This is a genomic window from Ancylobacter defluvii (assembly GCF_018390605.1).
Lineage (GTDB): Bacteria > Pseudomonadota > Alphaproteobacteria > Rhizobiales > Xanthobacteraceae > Ancylobacter > Ancylobacter defluvii.
This window is the reverse complement of the sequence record NZ_JAHBGD010000002.1, coordinates 158,851-178,831: the sequence shown is the minus strand read 5'-3', so window position 1 is coordinate 178,831 and position 19,981 is coordinate 158,851. Positions and strand designations below refer to the sequence as shown.

General features: G+C 68.0%; 21 protein-coding genes, 1 tRNA gene and 1 pseudogene. 12 read left to right on the top strand and 11 right to left on the bottom strand.

Translation table 11 applies throughout. The annotated features are described in order from the left end of the window. Nucleotides 1–8: 8 nt before the first annotated feature. From KHC24_RS00810 to KHC24_RS00785, 6 genes and pseudogenes are all read right to left on the bottom strand, one after another. Nucleotides 9–1,610 (bottom strand): Y-family DNA polymerase, encoded by a 1,602-nt coding sequence (locus tag KHC24_RS00810; protein WP_271180581.1) that lies wholly within the window; start codon nt 1,608–1,610, stop codon nt 9–11. Continuing rightward, nucleotides 1,495–2,301 carry an ImuA family protein gene (locus KHC24_RS00805; protein WP_213358545.1) on the bottom strand — a complete coding sequence of 269 codons (807 nt, stop codon included), beginning with the start codon at nt 2,299–2,301 and terminating at the stop codon, nt 1,495–1,497. Before KHC24_RS00805 ends, KHC24_RS00810 begins: the two co-directional genes overlap by 116 nt. 132 nt (nt 2,302–2,433) lie before the next feature. Further along, nucleotides 2,434–2,985, bottom strand: a complete 552-nt coding sequence (locus tag KHC24_RS00800; protein WP_213358544.1) for a DUF924 family protein — start codon at nt 2,983–2,985, stop codon at nt 2,434–2,436. Continuing rightward, nucleotides 2,982–4,811, bottom strand: coding sequence for a monovalent cation:proton antiporter-2 (CPA2) family protein (locus tag KHC24_RS00795; RefSeq protein WP_213358543.1), 1,830 nt, complete (start codon nt 4,809–4,811; stop codon nt 2,982–2,984). The genes KHC24_RS00800 and KHC24_RS00795 overlap by 4 nt, the downstream gene beginning before the upstream one ends. 315 nt (nt 4,812–5,126) lie before the next feature. Continuing rightward, nucleotides 5,127–6,083 (bottom strand): sulfonate ABC transporter substrate-binding protein, encoded by a 957-nt coding sequence (locus KHC24_RS00790; protein WP_213358847.1) that lies wholly within the window; start codon nt 6,081–6,083, stop codon nt 5,127–5,129. A 353-nt stretch (nt 6,084–6,436) separates the two neighbouring features. Continuing rightward, nucleotides 6,437–6,698, bottom strand: a pseudogene (locus KHC24_RS00785) (ABC transporter permease subunit); the annotation flags it as partial. Between KHC24_RS00785 and KHC24_RS00780 the strand changes: the two are divergent. Together KHC24_RS00780 and KHC24_RS00775 are read left to right on the top strand one after the other, a co-directional pair. Further along, nucleotides 6,616–6,801: a hypothetical protein gene (locus KHC24_RS00780; RefSeq protein WP_213358891.1), complete on the top strand. Its 186-nt coding sequence runs from the start codon at nt 6,616–6,618 to the stop codon at nt 6,799–6,801. The pseudogene KHC24_RS00785 and the gene KHC24_RS00780 overlap by 83 nt on opposite strands. A gap of 70 nt (nt 6,802–6,871) precedes the next feature. Continuing rightward, nucleotides 6,872–8,158, top strand: a complete 1,287-nt coding sequence (locus KHC24_RS00775; RefSeq protein WP_213358542.1) for an aminotransferase family protein — start codon at nt 6,872–6,874, stop codon at nt 8,156–8,158. A gap of 235 nt (nt 8,159–8,393) precedes the next feature. On the opposite strand, the gene KHC24_RS00770 is transcribed toward KHC24_RS00775, so the two are convergent. After that, nucleotides 8,394–8,478 (bottom strand) — tRNA-Leu (locus tag KHC24_RS00770). 166 nt (nt 8,479–8,644) lie between these two features. Between KHC24_RS00770 and lipB the strand changes: the two genes are divergently transcribed. Next, a complete protein-coding gene (gene lipB / locus KHC24_RS00765; RefSeq protein WP_213358541.1) occupies nt 8,645–9,373 on the top strand; it encodes a lipoyl(octanoyl) transferase LipB in 729 nt (242 codons plus the stop codon). A gap of 6 nt (nt 9,374–9,379) precedes the next feature. On the opposite strand, the gene KHC24_RS00760 is transcribed toward lipB, so the two are convergent. Continuing rightward, entirely contained in the window at nt 9,380–9,664 is a 285-nt protein-coding gene (locus tag KHC24_RS00760; RefSeq protein ID WP_213358540.1) for an acylphosphatase, read from the bottom strand. Nucleotides 9,665–9,797: 133 nt separating this feature from the next. Here KHC24_RS00760 and mgtE point away from each other — a divergent pair, with 133 nt between their 5' ends. The 3 genes from mgtE (at nt 9,798) to KHC24_RS00745 (ending at nt 14,462) form a co-directional block, all read left to right on the top strand. Further along, a complete protein-coding gene (gene mgtE / locus KHC24_RS00755; protein WP_213358539.1) occupies nt 9,798–11,198 on the top strand; it encodes a magnesium transporter in 1,401 nt (466 codons plus the stop codon). A 223-nt stretch (nt 11,199–11,421) separates the two neighbouring features. Then, nucleotides 11,422–13,644, top strand: coding sequence for a putative bifunctional diguanylate cyclase/phosphodiesterase (locus KHC24_RS00750; protein WP_213358538.1), 2,223 nt, complete (start codon nt 11,422–11,424; stop codon nt 13,642–13,644). Beyond that, entirely contained in the window at nt 13,644–14,462 is an 819-nt protein-coding gene (locus tag KHC24_RS00745; RefSeq protein ID WP_213358537.1) for a YdcF family protein, read from the top strand. Before KHC24_RS00750 ends, KHC24_RS00745 begins: the two co-directional genes overlap by 1 nt. A gap of 18 nt (nt 14,463–14,480) precedes the next feature. On the opposite strand, the gene KHC24_RS00740 is transcribed toward KHC24_RS00745, so the two are convergent. Together KHC24_RS00740 and KHC24_RS00735 are read right to left on the bottom strand one after the other, a co-directional pair. Next, a complete protein-coding gene (locus KHC24_RS00740; RefSeq protein ID WP_213358536.1) occupies nt 14,481–14,774 on the bottom strand; it encodes a DUF3253 domain-containing protein in 294 nt (97 codons plus the stop codon). Continuing rightward, a complete protein-coding gene (locus KHC24_RS00735; protein WP_246545959.1) occupies nt 14,771–15,484 on the bottom strand; it encodes a DUF599 domain-containing protein in 714 nt (237 codons plus the stop codon). Before KHC24_RS00735 ends, KHC24_RS00740 begins: the two co-directional genes overlap by 4 nt. Before the next feature lie 277 nt (nt 15,485–15,761). On the opposite strand from KHC24_RS00735, the gene KHC24_RS25345 reads away from it, so the two are divergent. The 4 genes from KHC24_RS25345 (at nt 15,762) to KHC24_RS00720 (ending at nt 17,494) form a co-directional block, all read left to right on the top strand. Then, nucleotides 15,762–15,887, top strand: a complete 126-nt coding sequence (locus KHC24_RS25345) for a hypothetical protein (protein ID WP_271180579.1) — start codon at nt 15,762–15,764, stop codon at nt 15,885–15,887. Between the two features lie 174 nt (nt 15,888–16,061). Then, nucleotides 16,062–16,736, top strand: coding sequence for a glutathione S-transferase family protein (locus tag KHC24_RS00730; RefSeq protein ID WP_213358535.1), 675 nt, complete (start codon nt 16,062–16,064; stop codon nt 16,734–16,736). Between the two features lie 54 nt (nt 16,737–16,790). After that, nucleotides 16,791–17,222, top strand: a complete 432-nt coding sequence (locus tag KHC24_RS00725) for a DUF1489 family protein (RefSeq protein ID WP_213358534.1) — start codon at nt 16,791–16,793, stop codon at nt 17,220–17,222. Nucleotides 17,223–17,290: 68 nt separating this feature from the next. Next, nucleotides 17,291–17,494, top strand: a complete 204-nt coding sequence (locus KHC24_RS00720) for a hypothetical protein (protein ID WP_213358533.1) — start codon at nt 17,291–17,293, stop codon at nt 17,492–17,494. Here the strand turns inward: KHC24_RS00720 and panC are convergent. Beyond that, on the bottom strand, nt 17,491–18,342 hold the full coding sequence (gene panC, locus KHC24_RS00715) for a pantoate--beta-alanine ligase (RefSeq protein ID WP_213358532.1): 852 nt from the start codon (nt 18,340–18,342) through the stop codon (nt 17,491–17,493). The two genes, KHC24_RS00720 and panC, sit on opposite strands and share 4 nt — an antisense overlap. A gap of 170 nt (nt 18,343–18,512) precedes the next feature. Between panC and KHC24_RS00710 the strand changes: the two genes are divergently transcribed. Both KHC24_RS00710 and KHC24_RS24890 read left to right on the top strand, forming a co-directional pair. Further along, a complete protein-coding gene (locus tag KHC24_RS00710; protein WP_213358531.1) occupies nt 18,513–19,277 on the top strand; it encodes a vWA domain-containing protein in 765 nt (254 codons plus the stop codon). Beyond that, complete coding sequence (locus KHC24_RS24890; protein ID WP_246545958.1) at nt 19,274–19,978, top strand: DnaJ domain-containing protein; 705 nt, start codon at nt 19,274–19,276, stop codon at nt 19,976–19,978. The genes KHC24_RS00710 and KHC24_RS24890 overlap by 4 nt, the downstream gene beginning before the upstream one ends. Nucleotides 19,979–19,981 lie beyond the last annotated feature (3 nt).

Genomic DNA, 19,981 nt, shown 5'->3' with positions numbered 1-19,981 from the left:
GCGCCTCCTCACGGAAACAACCCATGCAGGAACCAGCGTGGCGTACCGCCGCCGCGCTCATAGAGACCGGCGCGGAAGAGCCAGAAGCGCCGGCCCTCGTGATTCTCCACCCGGTAGTAATCCCGCGTGCGCGGGCTTTCCTGCACCGTTTGTGCCGTGAGGGTGCGCCACCATTCCGGCGCGATGCGTTCCGGTCCCTCGGAGCGCACCACCTCATGCGTGACGCGTCGCCAGCGAAAGCGCAGGGGCGGGCCGTCCGGCACTTCCGCCAGGGCCTCGACCGGCTGCGGCGGCTCGAACAGGGTGATCGGGCGGGGCAACTCCTCCTCCGGTACGGCAAGAGGGGGCGAGGCAGGGCCATCGATCGCCGGCACCAGCGCACCGGCGCGGGTGGGGGCGTGGGTATCCCGCAGAACGAAGCGCAGCACGCGCTCGCGCCCCAGCCGGGTGGTCAGCCGGTCGATGAGAGCGGCGACCTCCTCCTCCTCGTTGATGCGGCCGTCAAGGCCGATTTGTGCCGCGGCGAGCGGTTCGGCGCGCAGCACGGCGAGGCGGACGAGATCGAAGCCAAAACCGGGATCGAGCGGATCGGCGAGGCTGTCCAACCGCTCATGAAACAGCCGGGCGAGAGCAGGGCCGTCGCGCAAGGGGCGGGCGGTTTCCACCGAGAGCCGGCGCACCGCACCGTCGGTGCGGAAAAACGAAGCCTCGAAGGCGCGGCCGCCCTCGCCGCGCCCCTCCAGCATCCGTCCGACATCCTCGACGAGCAGGGCGAGCGCGCCTTCGATGTCGGCGGCATGCGCGATCGGTTCGGCGAAGCGCCGCTCGACGATGCAATCGGGCAGCGGCCGGCGCGGCACGATGCGCGCATCCTCATAGCCGAGAGTGCGGCGCAGCCGTACCAGCAATTCTTCGCCGAAACGTGCCGCCAGCGGGGTGGCGGGACGTTGCGCCAGATCGCCCAGCGTCTTCAGTCCGGCGCGGGAGAGGCCGCTCGCGATCGCCGGCGACAGGCCGAGCGCCGCGACGGGCAGGCCGGCGAGCCGGGCCGCTTCCTCGCCGGGCGGGATGAGGCCGCCGAGCCCGCAGCGCGCCGGGGCGCGGGCGGCCTCCGGCGTGTTCGCCACCACGGAGAAGGCCGTGAGGCCGTGCGCCTTCAGATGCGCGAGCAGCCGCGCGCGCATCGCCACCTCGCCACCGAACAGATGCGCGCAGCCGGTGATGTCCAGCACGAGCCCGTCCGGCGCATCGAGGGCCACCAGCGGCGTCCAGCGGTCACAATCATCCGCCACGCGGTTAAGGAAGGCGGCGTCGGCAGCCGGATCGAAGGCGACGACGTCGAGATCGGGCCGGCGCGCCCGTGCATCGGCGAGCGTGAGGCCTGCCTCCAGTCCCGCCGCGCGCGCCGCCCGCGACAGGGCGGCGAGCCGCAATCCGCCGGTCGTGCGCTCGACGAAGACGAGCAGGCTGGAAGCGCCCGATGACGGGCCGGCTTCAGCCGGTGCGGCGGAAGGGGAGCGGCGTTGCTGCCTCTCCAGCCGTTCGGCGGCCAGGAACGGAAACCACAAAGCGAGGTAGCGCGACGATGTCGCGGAAGGAACAGGTCTCACGATCCCACTCCAGATGCCAGGAGACGCCGGCATGGCCGGCCCGGTGACGCAAAAGCTCGACGAGGAAGGAGGGCGCGCCCGGCGCATCGCCGGCCAATGGGCGGGACGGTGCCCCCCGGACCTGCCAGCGGGTCACGCCGGCACTGGGCCCCGGTCGGCCGGTCGGGCGCAGCAACAGCACGGTGACGCCGGAATCGCCGGCCCGCAGCGACAGGCGGCGCGTGGCGGTGAGATCGAGCGCTTTCGGCTCGCCCCAGGGCTCCAGGATCACCGCGCCGAGCGCGGAACAGCGCACCGCATCGTCCGCCGCCCGCAGTGCCGCTTCGGCGCCGGGCGCACGCACCAGCAGCAGTCGGGCCGGATCGATGCCCAGCGTGTGCAAGCCCGTCGCGGCGAGACGGCCGGCTTCGGTATCGACGGTCTCCTGCCGCACCCACAGCAGCGGGCGCGCTCCTCCCGCTGAACGGGCCGAGCTGGCGCGCTGCGCCAGCGCCAGCGTGAAACCGGCGGCGGCGGCCATGTCGCCGGCCGCGGCGGCGAACACCTCATGCAGGGCGCCGCAGGCGAGCGGACCGCCGAGCGCGCCGTCTGCTCCCGGCGCGCCGAGATGGAAGAACTGGGTGTTGCCGGGGAGCCGCTCCGCCTCAAGGCCGGCGAGCACTCCCCGCAGCGCGGAGACAGCCGGTGTCATACTCATTTCGTTCCTCTTTTGTTCTCTATGAGCCGCCGTTCCGGTCCATGAGTCAAGAGAGAACAGAGGTCACGAGCGAAGGGGGAAGTTCATAGTGGCCCTATCGGTGAGGCAGTACCGATAGGGCGGCTTTCAGCCCGCGAAACCGCCCGCGGCGAGGAAGGCGGCCTCTTCGGGCGTCGTTTCGCGGGCGAGAAGGCGGTTGCGATGCGGGAAGCGACCGAAGCGGCGGATGATGTCGCGATGGCCCTGCGCATGGGTCAGCCACGGCTCGCCGAACGGCGTGTTGAGCGCGATGGAAATATCCTGATCCAGCTCATCTTCCGAATGCGCGAAGGGCAGGATGAAGAACAGCTGCAACGCCGGCTCCACCCGCCACATGTGGCCGGCGGTCCGTGCCTGCCGCGCATAATGCCGCGCCAGCGGATCGGTGGCGTACATGTGGCCGGTGCCGCGGAAGGCGTTGCGCGGAAACTGGTCGGTGAGGATCAGCAGCGCCAGAGCGCCATCGGGGCTCGCCAGCCAGTCATCGTGGCGGCGGGCGGCGGCCTGCATGTGCAGGTCGAGGAAACGTGCGCGAAAATCCGCGTCGAAGGCGGCGTCCTTCTCAAACCACCGCGCCTCGCCGGCTCGTCGCCAGAAATGCAGGACCGAAGCGATCTCCGCTTCGTCGGCAGGCGTCATCCCGCCACCTCGCCGGCAGTGGCCGCCTGCAGCGGCATCTTCGCTTCGGGGGCGGGCGGCTTCAGCGGCAGATTGCTCAGGATGAGGCTTCTGGCGGAGGTGTCGTAGAGGCCGCCGGTAAGTTCGATGTCGAGGCGCTCGGCGTCACGGCGGCGGACACTGGCGATGATGTCCGTGCGACGGGCTTCTTCCACGTCCATCATGGCGAGCGCGTGCTCGCCGAGCGCGAGAGCGGATTCGAAGGTCTCGCGGATCTGGAAATCCGCGCCGACATGGATCAACTCGGCGGCGTTCTCGCGGTCGATGGCGCGGGCCAGCACCGGCACCAGCGGGAACTCGGCCTTGATCAACTCGGTGATCTTCACCGCCGTGTCGCCATCGTTCACCGCCACCACGATCAGCCGCGCCTCGTGGGCGCCGGCCGCGTGCAGGATGTCGAGGCGCGTCCCGTCGCCGTAATAGACCTTGAAGCCAAAATCCTGCGAAATACGGATCAGTTCCGGATCCGTCTCGATCAGCGTGACCGAGAGGCCGCCTGCCAGCAGCGGCTGGCTGACGATCTGGCCGAAGCGGCCGAAGCCGATCATCAGCACATTCGCCGACAGATCCGCCGCCGCCTCGATGCCCTCCATCGAGGCTTGCTGCTTCGGCATCAGCCGGTCATGGGCGATGATCATCAGCGGGGTCAGCGCCATCGAGACGATGATGGTGGCGGTGAGGATGGCGTTTTCCTCGATGGTGAGGATGCCGACGGTGGTCGCCGAGGCATAGAGCACGAAGGCGAACTCGCCCCCCTGCGCCATCAGCACCGCCCGCTCGACCGCCTCGTGGTGATCGGCGCGGAACAGCCGGGCCACCGCGTAGATGGCCACCATCTTGAGGATCATGTAGCCGACGACGCAGATCGCGATGAGCTGCCAGTTGGCGGCAATCACCGCGAGATCGAGGGCCATGCCTACGCCGAGGAAGAACAGGCCGAGCAATACGCCGCGGAACGGCTCGATGTCGGCTTCCAGCTGATGGCGGAAAGAGGATTCGGACAGCAGCACCCCGGCGAGGAAGGCGCCCATCGCCATGGACAGCCCGCCGAGTTGCATGGCGAGCGCCGCGCCGAGCACCACGAACAGCGCCGCCGCCGTCATCACCTCGCGGGCCTTCGCCTTGCCGAGGATGCGGAACATCGGGTCGAGCAGATAACGACCGGCCAGCACCAAGGCCAGAACCGAGCCGAGGCCAATGGCGATGCCGGTAAGCCGCTCGCCGAGCGTGACTTCGCCGGCACCGGGCGCCAGAAAGGCGACCAGCGCCAGCAGCGGCACGATGGCGAGATCTTCCAGCAGCAGGATGGCGACGATGCGCCGGCCCTTCGGCAAGGCGAGGGAACGTCGCTCCTCCAGCATCTGCATGACAATGGCGGTGGAGGTCAGCACGAAGCCGGTGCCGGCGACGAAGCTCGGCACCAGCGGATAGCCGAGCGCGAGGCCGACACAGGCGAGCAGGACGATGCAACTGCCGACCTGGGCGAGGCCGAGGCCGAAGATCTCGCCGCGCATCGCCCACAACCGTGAGGGCTGCATTTCCAGCCCGATGATGAACAGGAACATGACGACGCCGAGCTCGGCGACGTGGAGGATCGACTGCGGGTCGGAAAACAGGCCGAGGCCGAACGGGCCGATGGCGAGGCCGGCCGCGAGATAACCGAGTACCGAACCAAGGCCGAGGCGTTTGAACAGGGGCACCGCCACAACGGCAGCTCCCAGAAGGATGACGACCGGCAACAAGTTGAAGCCATGGGCGGCAGCGTCGGATGCGGCTTCGGCGGCCATCAATTGTCCCTCTCGCACGGTGCCGGCATCCCAGAGCCGGCTTTCGCGGGGACCGTAAAGGCGCTGGCGGGCCAGGGCAATTATCGAACCGAGAAAGCGGCTGCGATCATCGTGCTAAGTGGCATCCAGAGCGCAGCCCTTGGCGACCAATATGGCGGCAGGTCCCTGATGTTGCTTTCCGCATGCAGCATCGGCGACCACGCGCCGCGCCGGCGGCGGCCAGTGTCTTGCTGCGCCGTGATACTGCCCGACCGATGGAACGTGCCAGCGTCCAACGAATCGGGCGCGGGTTTCTTTGTCGTGGTTCTCGCCGGATCAGAGCCCGCGGCGCAGCACCGCGTCGGCGACGACGATCTTCTTCGGCAGCAGGCCGAGCTGGAAAAACGTATCCGCCACCGCCTGCTGATCGGCGATCACCTTGTCGGTGAGCGGAGCGATGCCGAAGCTCTGCCGGCCGATGGCGATGGCCAACACCGGCGCCGGAATGCCGGTCGAGGGGGCAAGCTCGGCCACTGCCGCCGCCGGGTCTTTCTGGATCCAGTCATTGGTTTCGCCGATGGCGGCGACGAGGGCCTCGAGCACCTTCGGACTGGCGTCGGCGAATTTCCGCGAGCCGAGATAGAACTGGTAGTTCGGCACGATGCCCTCGGCGGTGGTGAGGGTGCGCGCCTTGACGGCGACTTCGGCCGCCGCCTGGAAGGGATCCCAGATCGCCCAGGCGTCGATGGCGCCCTTCTCGAAGGCGGCTCGGGCATCGGCCGGCGGCAGGAACTTCACCGTGATGTCGGAATAGGCGAGACCGCTCTTTTCCAGCGCCTTCACCACCAGGAAATGCACGTTGGATCCCTTGTTGAGGCCGACGATCTTGCCCTTCAGCTCCTTCACCGACTGGATCGGGCTGTCCTGCGGCACCAGGATTGCCTCGCCCTTCGGCGCCGGCGGCTCGTTGGCGATATAGGCGAGGTTGTCGCTGGCAGCCTGGGCGAAGATCGGCGGCGCCTCGCCGGTCTGGCCGATGTCGATGGCGCCGGCGTTGAGCGCCTCCAGAATCTGCGGTCCGGCGGCGAACTCCGCCCATTTTACCGAGACGCCGAGCGGCTCCAGCTTCCTCTCGAGAATGCCGCGGCCCTTCAGCAGTACCAGCGTGCCGTATTTCTGGAAGCCGACGCGCACTTCGCCGGCGGCGAAGGCGGGGCGCAGCCCTGGCGCGGCGAGGGGGGAGGCGAGGCCGGCGGCGCCGGCCAGCAGGGTACGGCGGGTAAGGGTTGTCATGTCTGCCCCTTCAGGGTTGGCGTCGCGCAGTGTCAGGATGAGAACAGCGTGTCGAGGATGCGGCAGCTCGACAGCAAGGTCGGGCGCCAGCGCCTCCGACACGTCGAGCGCGCCCAGCGGCGCGTCGAAGGCGAGCAGGCGCTGGCCACCCGAGAGCACCGCAGGCCATTCGTCGGCGCGCTCGGCGGGGATGGCGCGGGCGCGCTCGCGACGCTCCTCGCCTTTCACGCTCGGCGGCAGGCCGACCTCGACATTGGCGAGCACCCGCTCCCAGGGCAGCAGACGCGGCTCCTGGAACAGGATGATGGGCCGGAAGAGGGGCAAGTGCGCTCATGGCATCAGGGCTCATGGCATCAGTCCCGCATGATCTGGAAAGCGGGATGCCATTGCAGGCACAGCCGCTCGAGCCAGCGCGTCAGCACATCGGCGAGCTTGCCGAGCAGAGCATAGATGAGGATGGCCTGCACCACCACATCGACCAGCAGGAACTCGCGCCTGCATCGCCATGTAGCCAAGGCCGGAGGCGGCGGCGATGGTCTCGGCGACGATCAGCGTCAGCCACATGATGCCGAGCGCGAAGCGCAGCCCGACGAAGATCGACGGCAGGGCGCCGGGCGCAGGCGGCGCGTGCCGTGCATCTCCGGCCGATGCCTGTTGGCGGGCTGATCTCGGGCTGCGCTCCGAGGGTGCCAAATCGTCGCTTGGCGGCGATCCCTGACCGGGTATGTTCCTGCGGGCGCCGGCGTGCGCCTTGATTGGGAGCGGCTGTCGGGATGATGGATCGGCCAGTGCAGAACATTGACCAGGACGGGTACTGGAACGACGAAGCCCTGCTCCCCGACCATGCCGAGCTTTCGGTGCTTTCCGGCGCCGGCGCTTGGATCACCACCGAGGCAGGACAGCGGCTCCTGGATGCCGCATCGGGGCATAGCTGCGTCAATCTCGGCTACGCCAACGCGGAACTGATCGAAGCGGCGGCCCAGAGCTATCGGCGTCTCGCCTATTGCTCGCCGGAGCATCGCTGCCGGCCGGTCACCGAGCTTTCCGGCAAGCTGAACCAACTGCTCGGCGGCGGCTATCGCCTGCGATACGCAGCGACCGGCGGCGGCGCCAACGAACTGGCGATCGAGATCGCCCGCCGCTACTGGCTGCATCTCGGCCAGCCGTCCCGGCGCAACATCCTCGCGCTGGACCGCAGCTATCACGGCTCGACCGGCACCGCGAGCTTCGCCAGCGGGCCGGGCATCCTCCAGTCGCCGCATATCGACCGCAGCCCGGAATTCCTCCACGCCGCCAGTGCGCGCGACGTCATCCATGGGACCTCCAGGGACCTCTCCACCCTGCAGCAGGGGCTGGAGGCCCGGATCGCCGCCGCGGGGCCCGAGACCGTCGCCGCGATCATCGTCGAGCCGGTGGCGTTTGCCGGCGGTGTGGTGGTGCCGCCGCCCGGCTTTCTGGAGATGGTCGCCGCCTTCGCCCGCCGCCACGGCATCCTGCTGATCGTCGACGAGGTGATCACCGGCTTCGGGCGCAGCGGCCGGTGGTTCGGCTTCCAGCATGCCGACAATGTGCGCCCGGACATCGTCACCATGGGCAAGGGGATCACCTCGGCCTATTTCCCGCTTGCCGCCGCCGCGGTCTCGGAGCCGATCTACACGACCTTTCTTCAGCCGGGCAACGCGATGAGCAAGGTGATCACCATGGCGGGCCATCCGGTCGGCTGCGACGTGGCGCTGAAGGTCATCGAGATCATGCAGCGCGATGGTCTCGTCGAGCGCGTCCGACGCAATGAGGAGCGGCATCTGTCGCGGCTGCGCCGGCTCATCGAACTGCCGAGCGTACGGGACGTCCGCGGCCTCGGCCACATGTGGGGTCTGGAGTTCGACGGATCCTATGCCGGCCGGGGCACCGAGAGCGCGGGCGATGTCGAGTGCCGTTGCCTCGCCGCGGGCCTGCTGGTGCTGCGCGCCAACAACATGATCCGCATCAACCCGCCGCTCACCGCGACCGATGAGGACATCGCCTTCGTCGTCGAGACGCTGGATGCGGCGGTGCGGGATCTGGCTGCCGCCTGATTGCGGCCTCGGTGGATTGGCCGGACGAAAGCGGCCCTTCGTCATGCCGTCACGCCAACGCGGCGTTCGAGACCTCTCCACGATGTCCGCGTTGCCGATGCCGTAGGTCGGCGAAAGCGCGGATCGGCCCAGGCTATATTCGGTGCCCCGCAAAGGGGAAGAGCTATCGATTTTCTGAGGAGTTTCGGTCGGCGAAGGAGCGCCCTGGGCGCGAAGCCGACCTGAAGCTGATGAATGGTGCGGTCGAGAGGACTCGAACCTCCACGGTGTTACCCACTGCCACCTCAAGGCAGCGCGTCTACCAATTCCGCCACGACCGCAACCAAAATCACCAGAGGGCCGAACCATCGGCTGGCCCCGCGGCGCGGCATCGTCTAACAGATCGGTTCGGGCTTCACAAGAGCCGCGCGCAGCTGTGGACAGGCTGGTTCGTCCGACGCCCCGCTCCTAGAGACAGATGCGCTCCCGATCACTATCTGTCCGGTCATGCAACACGCCGCACCACCCGCCCGCGACGACCTTACCGCCTCCATGCTGCCGGGCGCCGGCATGTCGCCGGTGCGCTGGCGCATCGCCGCCGCGCCCGTCGCCTATCCCGACGCACTGGCCGAAATGGATGCGCTCGCCCAGGCGATCGCCGCCGGGGACGCGCCGGAGACAGTGTGGCTGCTGGAGCATCCGCCGCTCTACACCGCCGGTACCAGCGCCCGGCCGGAGGATATCGTCGAGCCCGACCGCTTCCCGATCTTCCAGACCGGACGCGGCGGCCAGTTCACCTATCACGGCCCCGGCCAGCGGGTGGCCTATGTGATGCTCGACCTCAAGCGGCGCGCCCCCGATGTGCGGCGCTACGTGGCGACGCTCGAGGAGTGGCTGATTCGCACCTTGTGGAACTTCCATGTCCGCGGCGAACGGCGGGAGGACCGCGTCGGCGTCTGGGTGCGGCGGCGGGACCGTGCCGGCTCGGGCGAGGACAAGATCGCCGCGCTCGGCATCCGGGTGCGACGCTGGGTGACGATGCACGGCGTGGCGCTCAACGTCGATCCCGACCTGGCGCATTTCGGCGGCATCGTGCCTTGCGGCGTACGCGAGCACGGCGTCACCAGCCTCGTCGATCTCGGCTTGCCGGTGACGATGGGGGATGTCGACCTGGCGCTGCGGCGCGAGTTCGAGGCCTTGTTCGGCCCGACCGTCGACGACGTGCCGCCACGCTGAGGCGCCTTACAGCGTCGGGCACACCTCGAAGTCATCCGGCACCGGCTCATCGGTCTCGAACAGCTCGATGTCGCGCACGCTGGCGGCGGGTGGACCGCGCCGGCAGGCGGCGATCAGCGCCTCGCGCGTTGCCGCGTCGGCATGGATCAGCGCTTCCACCGTGCCGGCGCGGCGGTTGCGGACCCAGCCGCGGACGCCCAGGCGCCGGGCCTGCTCGACCACCCAGGCGCGATAGCCGACGCCCTGCACCCGGCCATGGACGACCAGCCGCACGCTTGCCGCTCCGCTCATGATTCTCTCCACACACGCATTCGCGATGTGCCGCAGGCGAGGCTGGTTGGCGGCACGAGGCGGCCTATTTGCCTTCCATGGCGATGCTTCATAAGAACAGCTCCATCTCGAATCCGCGACCTGGGAGAGCGGCATGAACGACGATACCGAGCTCGCCGTTCGCCCGCATGAGCGCGATCCCGAGGACGGGCTTGCCTTGATCGACGATCCCGCCTTCATCGAGCGCGTCGCCGACGCCATCGAAGCCGGGCGCGACGACGAATTGCGGGTGCTAATCGCCGATTTCCACGAGACCGACATGGCCCGGCTGCTCGAGGCGCTGCCGGCGCCGGCGCGGCCGAAGCTGATCGAACTGCTCGGCTCCGATTTCGACTTCACCGCGCTTACCGAACTCGACGAGACCGTCCGTGTCCAGATCCTTGAGGAACTGGAGACCAAGACCGTGGTCGAGGGCATGCGCGACCTCGATTCCGACGATGCGGTCTATATTCTCGAAGATCTCGACGACGCCGACAAGCAGGAGATCCTCGGCCAGCTGCCGCTCACCGAGCGGGCGGCGTTGCAGCGCAGCCTCGACTACCCTGAAGAAAGCGCCGGCCGGCGCATGCAGACCGAGTTCATCGCGCTGCCGCCCTTCTGGACCGTCGGCCAGACGCTGGACTATATCGGCGAGACCGAAGGATTGCCGGAAACCTTCTTCGAGCTGTTCGTCGTCGATCCCACCTATCGGCTCACCGGATCGGTGCCGCTCGACCGTCTGCTGCGCACCAAGCGGGGGGTGAAGCTCGGCGACGTGGTGACGCCCGACCGGCACGTGGTGCAGGCGACCGACGACCAGGAAGACGTCGCCCGCGTCTTCGAGCGCTACAATTTGATCTCCGCCCCGGTGGTCGACGGCGCCGGCCGCCTCGTCGGCGTGCTGACCGTCGACGACATCGTCGACGTCATCCAGGAAGAGGCCGACGAGGACGTGAAGGCGCTCGGCGGCGTCGCCGCCGACGAAGAGCTTTCCGACAGCTTCTGGTACATCGCCAAGAGCCGCTTCTCCTGGCTGCTGGTCAATCTCATCGCCGCCAATCTCGCCTCTTTCGTCATTGCGCTCTTCGAGGACGAATTGCAGCGGCTGGTCGCATTGGCGGTGCTGATGCCGATCGTCGCCAGCCAGGGCGGCAACGCCGCCACCCAGACCATGACGGTGGCGGTGCGTGCCATCGCCACCCGCGAATTGCGCGCCAGCAACGCCCGCCGGGTGATCGCCCGCGAGCTGCTGGTCGGCCTGTTCAACGGCGTTGTCTTCGCGGTGATCATGGCGGCGGTGGTGTTTGCCCGCTTCGGCGTCGCCGATCTCGGCTTCATCATCGCGCTGGCAATGATCATCAATCTCGTCGCTGCCGCGCTCGGTGGCATCCTGGTGCCGCTGACGCTCAACAAGATGGGGGTGGATCCGGCGGTGTCGTCCGGACCCTTCGTGACCACCATCACCGATGTGATCGGGTTCTTCGCCTTTTTGGGTATCGCGTCGCTCTGGTTCTGATCCGCAATTGCGTCAAGCGCCGCGATGATGTCACATGGGTGGGATCGGCCGCGCGAGCGATCCGTCCAATGCTTTCAAACCACATTAAGTTTCGCCCGTTAAGGTCGCGCAACATCGAAGATCGACGTTAAGGGGGCGCTTCGACACCGGCGCTTGTGCTCTCTGATCGGATATCGCGGCGGATAAGGCGGCAATGCGCATTCCGATCCACAGCGGAGCCGGCATGGCTTCGGCAAGGGCGAGCGACCGGACCATCTTGGCGGTGGCGCTGGTGGTGTTCGCGGCGATCGTCGCCATGGGTGCCTTCGCGCTGCTGGCGGCGGAGCGCGTCGATGCCGCGGCGCGCCAGCGATGGACCGAACTCGTCTCCCGCGCTCTGGAGAGCAAGGCCGGATTGCTGCAACGCGATCTCGCCAGCTTCGCGCATTGGGACGAATCCGTGCTGCGGACCGCCTATTTTCTCGATGTCGACTGGGTCCACCGCAATTTCGGCAAGTGGCTGCGCGACCAGGATCATCACGACCGTTCCTATATCGTGCTGAATACCGCGGTCGCCTATGCCGCGATCGATGGCGAGCAGGTTCCTGGCGAGCAGGCGCCCTTCGACGAACCAGCGCTGTTTCCCTTCGTGCTCGATGTCCAGAAGGCCGTCGTCGAGCGGAGCAACCATAAGGATGTGGATGCCGGCGCCGGGACCGGAACCCCTTCGGCTTTCCGTGCCGGCTATGTCCGCGTCGAAGGGCGGCCGGCGTTGGTCGGCGCCATCAGCATCACGCCCGACTATGGCCGGGTGATCGCCCCGGAGCAGATGCCACCGGTGGCGGTCACGGTGCTGTTCATCGACGATCATTTCCTGAACGAGCTGGCTCGTGAATTGCGGATCGCCGAGCCGGCCGTCAGCCTCAATCCGCCCGAAACCGGACAGCACGGGGTGGCGATCCCGTTCGCCGCCGGCGAGGCCGAGCCGGCCTGGCTGGTGTGGAAGCCCGACATGCCCGGTACGGCGTTGCTGCACGCCCTGCTGCCGGCACTGATCGCGACGACGGTGCTGCTGCTGGCCGCGGCGGCCTGCGTGCTGTGGTATGCGCGCCGGGCCACGCAAAACCTCGCCGCCAGCGAGGCCTATGCCTCGCGGCTCGCCTATGTCGATCCGCTCTGCGGCCTGGCCAATCGCGCCATGCTGATGCGGGTGCTCGGCGACCGGCTTCTCCAGCTCGACGGCACCGGACACCGGCTGGCGGTTTTCTTCCTCGATCTCGATGGCTTCAAGGACATCAACGACACGCTCGGCCATCACGTCGGTGACGTGCTGCTGGCGGAGATCGGGACGCGATTGAAGGAACTGTCGATTCCCGGCCTGCTGGCATCACGGTTCGGCGGCGACGAATTCGTCATCCTGGTGCCCATCGGGGATGCGCCGGGCGAGGTCGAGACCATCGGCAACGCCATATTGGAGGCGGTGCGCAAGCCGACCGCCGTCGGCGGCCAGTTTCTAGCCGTTGGCGGCTCGATCGGCGCGACGATCGCTCCGACCCACAGCACCGAGGCCAGCGAACTCATCCGGCTCGCCGACATCGCGGTCTATCGGGCGAAGGCCGACGGGCGCGGCTTGTTGCGGCAGTTCGAGCCGCGCATGGAGCACGAGGTTCGCCAGCGGCGCGACACCGAGACCGACCTGCAGCGGGCGCTGAAGGACAACGAACTGACGCTGTTCTACCAGCCGCAATTTGCCGCCGACGGTCGCACGGTGATCGGCTTCGAGGCGCTGCTGCGCTGGATCCACCCCTCGCGCGGCCTGGTCTCGCCTGCCGAGTTCGTGCCGATAGCCGAACAGTCCGGGCTGATCACCGAGCTCGACCTGTGGGCGGTGCGCCGGGCCTGCGAGCAGTCCGTCGACTGGGGCGCGGCGCGGATGGCGGTCAATCTGTCGCCGGTGGATTTCCGCATGCGCGACCTCGTCGGGGCGATCCGGCGGATCCTGGACGAGACCGGCTTTCCCGCCGAGCGGCTGGAGATCGAGATCACCGAGAACCTGCTGCTCGGCAACCAGCCGGAAGCCTTCGCCTCGCTTACGGCGCTGCGCGCCATGGGCGTGCGGGTCGCCCTCGACGATTTCGGCTCCGGCTATTCCTCGCTCGGCTATCTGCGGCGCTTCCGCGTCGACACCATCAAGATCGACCGCAGCTTCATCCAGAACATCGGCCAGACCGACGACGCCGCGGCCATCATCGACTGCGTGGTACGGCTGGCGCGGGCTCTCGCCATCACCGTCACCGCCGAGGGCGTGGAGACGCGCGAGCAGCTACGCTATCTCCAGTCGGTCGGCTGCCATCATGTGCAGGGTTATCTGCTGGCCAGCCCGATGCCGCCGAGCAGCCTCAGCCGCTATATCGAGCAGGTGAAGCACACCCACGAACACAGTGCCGCGCGTCACGCGGAGGCCTGATGGACGGCGTATCGGGCACGGCCTTCTTCTATGCCGCCAAGCTGGTGTGGATGCTGGCGGTGCCTTCGAGCGCGCTGACCCTTCTGGCCGGCCTCGGCATGCTGATGGGGCTGCGCTATCCGCAGGCCGGATGCTGGATGACGCTGATCGGTGTCCTCGGCCTGCTGATCTGCGGGCTGGGTCCGGTGGGGCGGGCGCTGGCGGTGCCGCTGGAGAACCGTTTTCCGGTCTTCGTCGACGATGGCCAACCCATCACCGGCGTGGTGGTGCTGGGGGGCAGTGAACGGCCGGATGTCACCGCGGCGCGCGGGCAACCGGCCCTCACCCAGGCGGGGGAGCGGCTGATGGCACTCGCCGACCTGTCGCGACGCTATCCGCAGGCCCGCATCGTGTTCTCCGGCGGTAGCGGCGATTTCGAGCGGCCGTCGCTGTCGGAAGCCGATGTCGTGCGCATGGTGCTGCCGCAGATCGGCGTCGACCCGGCACGGGTCGCGTTCGAGGCCGCCTCGCGCAACACCGCTGAAAACGCCGCCCTGTCACGCGCGCTGGCACGGCCGGGGCCCGGCGAGCGCTGGCTGCTCGTCACCTCCGCCCTGCACATGCCGCGCGCCATGGGCAGCTTCGTGGCGGCGGGCTTCCCGGTGATCGCCTATCCGGTGGACTACCGCACGGCCGGGACGGTGCAATGGACCCGGCCCTTCGCACGGGTCAGCGAGGGGCTGGAAATGACCGATGCGGCGCTGCGCGAGTGGATCGGCCTTGCCGCCTATCGCCTTACCGGACGCATCGATGCCCTGTTTCCCGGCCCGGCCAGCTAGCGCCTGTGGAAGTAAGGCTTACTCCGACAACGGGGAGGCGGAGGGGGGCGGGCCGAGACGGTAGACGCCACGGAAATCGGCCGGATCGACGGGCTTGCCCTTGCGGTAGATGCCGAGCGTGCCCTCCTGCGCCAGACGTATCGCGACGCGCCGCACCAGCGGCAGCACGGCCTGCCACTTGCCCTCCGGCATCAGGGCGCGGGCCGGCTTTGCCGGATCTATGGTGCGTGCGGTATCGCTGAGCGCGGCGCGGATCGCCGCCTCGACATCGGTTTCGGAGGGCAGGGGGGTGGAATGGACGGAGGCGGTCATGAGTTCTCCAGGGTCGCGGTCTCGTCGAGCACCCAATGCGAATCGCGCCCGAACTGGCGGTTCAGCATCACCACGAAGATCGCGACGGTTCCGATGATGAGCGCCCAGCCGTTGATGTACCAGCCCAGATAGGCGATGGCGAAGAAGAAGCCGCGCTGGCCGCGGTTGAAATGCCGGCCGGCGAGGGTCGCCATGCGGGCGAGCTTGGCGACGTGCGCCTGTGCCTGCCGCGTCGCCGCCTCGGACGGGGGCGGCGTCGAACCCAGCATGATCGCGGTGTAGTTGAACAGCCGGTAGGCCCAGGCGAATTTGAAGAAGACATGGGCGAAGATGATGGTGATGCCCAGCGTCTTGATCTCCCAGCCGGCACGGTCGATCTGCACATAGGGCAGGTGGGAGAAGATGGCGAGCACCTCCTCGGTCGAGCGCAGGATGGCCAGCGAGGCGCCGACCGCGAGCAGCGAGGTCGAGGCAAAGAAGGCGGTGCCGTTTTGCAGCGCGGCGACGATCTGCGTGTCGACGATGCGATTCTCGCGCGCCAGCATCCGCTGCATCCACTCGTGGCGGAAGGCGTCCATGCGCTGGTTGAGCGTGCGCCCCTCGGCCCAGTGCCCTTCCATCATCTGGTGATAGGCGAACCAGGCCAATGCGAAGACCGTCAGCGCCGCATAGTCCAGATAGGAAAAGCCGATCATGGAGTTGGCTTCCATTCTTGGCTCCATTTCCCTCGCGCTGATTCGGCGATCGTGCCGCGCCGCGATTCTGATGTAGGCCGGCGTCGGAGGGGCTTTCAAGCTTGCCGGAGAGGCGGCTGTGTAAAAAGCGGGCATGCGTTATTCGCGCATCAGATCTGTGCATAACGCAGTGCAGCGTTTCCCTAACGCGATTGCGCGCGGAGTAACGATTCATTAAATATCGTAACAATCCGCAAGTGGCCGATGTGTTATTCCGGTCTTGGCGGTGAAACGGGATTGTCCGGAGTTCACCATGAATTCGCTTACCGAGCGCTCCTGCTGGGGAGTCGCACGCTGGGCTGTCGTCGCCATTCTTGCTGGCGTCGCTCTTGTCTATCTGTTCGGCGGCTTCGGCAGTGCGCCGGCGGTTGTCGGCTGATCGAGCCGGAGCCGAACATAAAAGCCATTCCGGCCGAAGGGTCGAGGCTTGGCGCGTGATGCTCACGTGATGCATCATCGACGCTGATGGTCCCCATGATAGCTCTTCGCTTGTCCATCGCTGCGCGCCGATTCACTCTGGCGCCGGGCGCGATGTGAGCGCGAGGAGGGGGCCATGGCACTGAAGCTGTTGATCGCGAACAAGAATTATTCGTCCTGGTCGCTGCGGCCGTGGCTGCTTCTCAAGGCGTTCGACATCGCCTTCGAGGAACAGACGGTGCTGCTCGGGGATGGCGACTTCAAGGCACGGATCGGCGCGCATTCCCCGGCGCTGCGGGTGCCGGTGCTGGTCGATGGGGAGGCCGTCGTCTGGGAATCGCTGGCCATCATCGAACACATCGCCGAACGCTTTCCCGACAAGGCGATCTGGCCGTCCGCGCCGGTGGCGCGGGCCCATGCGCGGGCGATCGCCACGGAAATGCATGGCGGCTTCGGCGCCTTGCGTTCGGCCGTGCCGATGAATCTGTGGCGCCCGATCGAGTCGCGCCCGCTCTCCGACAAGGCCACCGCCGATCTGGCCGGCATCGCCGGTCGCTGGCGTGCGGCACGCGAACGTTTCGGCGCCGGCGGGGACTTCCTGTTCGGCGCCTTCAGCGCCGCCGACGCCATGTATGCGCCGGTAGCCACGCGGATCCGCACCTATGACCTGCCGGTCGACGACCTCACCGCCGCTTATGTGGAGGCGGTTCACGCGCATCCGGCCTTCGTCGAATGGAAGGCGGCGGCGTTGAAGGAGGAGCAGGTTCTGCCGGAGGACGAGGTCGACTGGCCGGTGGTGAAGCGCGTATAGGAGGCGCTCCGCCGGCCTGTTGCCGCGCGGCGTCCGCTTTTCGGGCCTGCCTTCATGCCGCTGCACCTTCTCAAGCTCTGCGTCGGAGCCGAATCGATCAAGGACCTCGAGGACTGGATCGGCGAGACGCTGGCCGCGCGCGATGCGCGCGGTCTTCCCGTCGAGCAGACCCACACTACCCGCATGGTGCCGACCCGGACCGACGAGATTCTCGACGGCGGCTCGCTCTACTGGGTGATCAAGGGCGAGGTGGCCTGTCGCCAGCGGCTGACCGCCATTCGGCCCTTCGTCGATTCCGACGGGATTCGACGTTGCCATCTAGTGCTGGAGCCGATGGTGCACCGGGTGGAGCCGCGGCCGAACCGCCCCTTCCAGGGCTGGCGTTATCTTGCCGCCAAGGATGCGCCGCCCGATCTCGCCGGAGAGCCGGCCGCCGCCATGCCGGATCAGCTGCGGCGGGAGCTGAGGTCGCTCGGCCTGCTCTGAGGCCGGATGGAACCGAATCGGCCATCCCCGGCGTTGTCCCTGCGGAAATCCTTCGACAGGAGGCAGAGATGACCAAGAATATCGACGATGCCGGACTAAAGGAAGGACAGGCGGTCACCGAAGAGCGTCAGGTGGTCGAAAGCGGAAATGTCGTCGTCCAGGCAAAGCCGGTGGAACGACAGGCAACAGAGGTCCGTCCCATGCGCTATGTGCTGGGAATCGGCCTGCTTCTCGTCATCATCGGCATGATGGTGACGTATATGAGCGTCTAGTCGGGGACGGCAATATTATCGATGAGCCGCGTCGCCCCCAATCGCGCGGCGACGAGGAGGCGCAGCGGTCCGTCACCGCGCCCGGCCACCGGCGCCAGCGTCTCGGCGTGGCGGGCGTCGAGATAATCCAGCGCAAAGCCGGCGCTGCGGACATCGTCGCGGGCCGATTCGACCGCCTCGGCGACGGGCGCGCCCGACCGGATCGCCTGTGCCGCAACGCCAAGCGCCCGGTACAGTACCGGGGCGATGCGGCGCTCCTCGGCGCTCAGATAGACGTTGCGGGAGGAGAGGGCGAGGCCGTCCGGCTCGCGCACCGTGGGCACGCCGATCACCTTCACCGGCAGATCGAGATCGCGCGCCATGCGGGTGACCACCGCGAGCTGCTGATAGTCCTTCTCGCCGAACAGAGCGACATCCGGCGCGACCTGGCTGAACAGCTTGGCGACCACGGTGGCCACGCCGGCGAAATGGGTCGGGCGGAAATCCGTCTCCAGCCCGAGGGCCGGCCCGTCCAGCGAGACGGTGGTCGCAAAGCCCTGCGGATACATCTCGGCGACATCCGGCGCGAAGGCCACATCCACGCCGGCCAGCCCCGCCTTCTCGCGGTCCGCATCGAGGGTGCGGGGATAGCGCGCGAGATCCTCGGTGGGAGCGAACTGGGTCGGGTTGACGAAGATCGACACCACGATCCGCTCGGCGTGCTGGTGCGCGGCTTGCATCAGCGCGACATGCCCGGCATGGAGAGCCCCCATGGTGGGCACCAGCGCGACACGCTGGCCGGCGGCCCGCCAGATGCGCACGCGGGCGCGCAGTTCGGCAACGGTGTGGATGGTTTCTATGTCGGCCACGGCGGAACCCGTCCCTGCGATGCGAAAGGCGATGCGAAAAGCGGGCGGGAACCTAGCAGCGGTTCCCGGGCGGTCAACTGCCTGTCATCCGTGTCTTGCCCGCCGGAGGCCGGTCTCCCACTTAACCCAGGGGCCGGTCTAGTATCGGTGCCGAATCGCGATCGAATGTCATGGCTGCCGACCGACCCACATCTCTGAAACCGCCGGTCACCGGGCCGAAACTATCCTCGCCCGCCGTTTCGGCGGATTCGGAGGTGGCGGCCTTCCTTGCCGAGGTGTCGGCGCGCGCGCCGACGTCGGTGGCTGGAGAGGTGCGCGGCCGGCTGATTTTCGCGCTCGACGCCACCATGAGCCGCCAGCCGACCTGGGATCTCGCCTGCGCGCTGCAGGCCGGCATGTTCGAGGAGGTCGCGGCGATTGGCGGGCTCGACATGCAACTGGTCTATTATCGCGGCATCCATGAGTGCCGGGCCTCGGGCTGGGTCGGCGACGGCCGCCGGCTGGGCGCGTTGATGGCGCAGATCGATTGCCGCGGTGGCCGCACGCAGATCGGCCGGGTGCTGGCGCATGCCGGCTCGGAGGCCGAGCGGGCGAGGGTCGGTGCGGTGGTGTTCGTCGGCGACGCGATGGAGGAGGCGCTGGACGACCTCTGCGCCAAGGCGGGTCCGCTTGCCCTGCGTGGCGTGCCGGTGTTCCTGTTTCAGGAAGGTCGCGATCCGGTCGCCGAGCGCGGCTTCCGGGAAATCGCGCGATTGACCGGCGGTGCCTGGTGCCGTTTCGACGCCGGCGCGGCGGAGCAGCTCAGCGCGCTGCTGCGCGCGGCGGCGCGCTACGCGGCGGGCGGGCGGCAGGCGCTGACCGCGCTGGCGAACTCGTCGCCGGGAGCCAAGCAGTTGCTGGCGGCCATGTCCGGGCCGAAATCGGGGGCGGGATGATCAATCTTCTGGCCGGTGCGGCCATCGTCGCGCTGCTCTATTACGGACTTAAGTTCTTCGCGCGCACCGATCCCCAGCGTCTCGCCCGCCTCGCCCGCAGCGTCGGCGGATGGATCGCAATATTGCTGGCCGGCTTTCTGGGCGCGCGTGGGCATATCGAGACCGCGCTGCCACTTGGCATCTTCGGCCTGTCGCTGCTTGGCTGGAACATTGGTACCAGCGGCAAGTCGCCCTGGTCGCGGCTGCGCCGCAGCGCCGGCCGCTCCTCGACGGTGCGGACCGCCAGTCTCGAAATGGTGTTGAACCATGACAGCGGGCAGCTCGCCGGCCGGGTTCTCGCCGGCCCTCTGGCCGGACGGGAACTCGACACCCTGGCAACGGGCGAGGTGGCGCGGCTGGCACTGACGCTCGATGCGGAAAGCCGGCAGCTACTCGAAGCTTATCTGGACCGCCGGGCGCCCGGTTGGCGTGAACACGCTGAGGGCGAAGCGGGCCGGCGGAGCGCTGCGCCGCCGCAGAGCGGTGCGATGACGGAACAGCAGGCCTACGAAGTGCTGGGGCTTCAGCCGGGGGCGGGGACGGACGAGATCCGAAAAGCTCACCGCACTCTTATGAAGAAACTCCATCCCGACCAGGGCGGGTCGAACTATCTCGCCGCCCGGGTGAACGAGGCTAAGGACATCCTGCTCCGCAGCCATTGAACG

Bases quoted from the DNA above. Each gene is read 5' to 3' on its own strand.
- KHC24_RS00805 (WP_213358545.1), bottom strand. From the start codon at position 2,301: ATGACACCGGCTGTCTCCGCGCTGCGGGGAGTGCTCGCCGGCCTTGAG.
- KHC24_RS00800 (WP_213358544.1), bottom strand. From the start codon at position 2,985: ATGACGCCTGCCGACGAAGCGGAGATCGCTTCGGTCCTGCATTTCTGG.
- KHC24_RS00795 (WP_213358543.1), bottom strand. From the start codon at position 4,811: ATGGCCGCCGAAGCCGCATCCGACGCTGCCGCCCATGGCTTCAACTTG.
- KHC24_RS00790 (WP_213358847.1), bottom strand. From the start codon at position 6,083: ATGACAACCCTTACCCGCCGTACCCTGCTGGCCGGCGCCGCCGGCCTC.
- KHC24_RS00780 (WP_213358891.1), top strand. From the start codon at position 6,616: ATGGTCTCGGCGACGATCAGCGTCAGCCACATGATGCCGAGCGCGAAG.
- lipB (WP_213358541.1), top strand. From the start codon at position 8,645: ATGCAACACGCCGCACCACCCGCCCGCGACGACCTTACCGCCTCCATG.
- KHC24_RS00760 (WP_213358540.1), bottom strand. From the start codon at position 9,664: ATGAGCGGAGCGGCAAGCGTGCGGCTGGTCGTCCATGGCCGGGTGCAG.
- mgtE (WP_213358539.1), top strand. From the start codon at position 9,798: ATGAACGACGATACCGAGCTCGCCGTTCGCCCGCATGAGCGCGATCCC.
- KHC24_RS00750 (WP_213358538.1), top strand. From the start codon at position 11,422: ATGGCTTCGGCAAGGGCGAGCGACCGGACCATCTTGGCGGTGGCGCTG.
- KHC24_RS00745 (WP_213358537.1), top strand. From the start codon at position 13,644: ATGGACGGCGTATCGGGCACGGCCTTCTTCTATGCCGCCAAGCTGGTG.
- KHC24_RS00740 (WP_213358536.1), bottom strand. From the start codon at position 14,774: ATGACCGCCTCCGTCCATTCCACCCCCCTGCCCTCCGAAACCGATGTC.
- KHC24_RS00735 (WP_246545959.1), bottom strand. From the start codon at position 15,484: ATGGAAGCCAACTCCATGATCGGCTTTTCCTATCTGGACTATGCGGCG.
- KHC24_RS25345 (WP_271180579.1), top strand. From the start codon at position 15,762: ATGAATTCGCTTACCGAGCGCTCCTGCTGGGGAGTCGCACGCTGGGCT.
- KHC24_RS00730 (WP_213358535.1), top strand. From the start codon at position 16,062: ATGGCACTGAAGCTGTTGATCGCGAACAAGAATTATTCGTCCTGGTCG.
- KHC24_RS00725 (WP_213358534.1), top strand. From the start codon at position 16,791: ATGCCGCTGCACCTTCTCAAGCTCTGCGTCGGAGCCGAATCGATCAAG.
- KHC24_RS00720 (WP_213358533.1), top strand. From the start codon at position 17,291: ATGACCAAGAATATCGACGATGCCGGACTAAAGGAAGGACAGGCGGTC.
- KHC24_RS00710 (WP_213358531.1), top strand. From the start codon at position 18,513: ATGGCTGCCGACCGACCCACATCTCTGAAACCGCCGGTCACCGGGCCG.
- KHC24_RS24890 (WP_246545958.1), top strand. From the start codon at position 19,274: ATGATCAATCTTCTGGCCGGTGCGGCCATCGTCGCGCTGCTCTATTAC.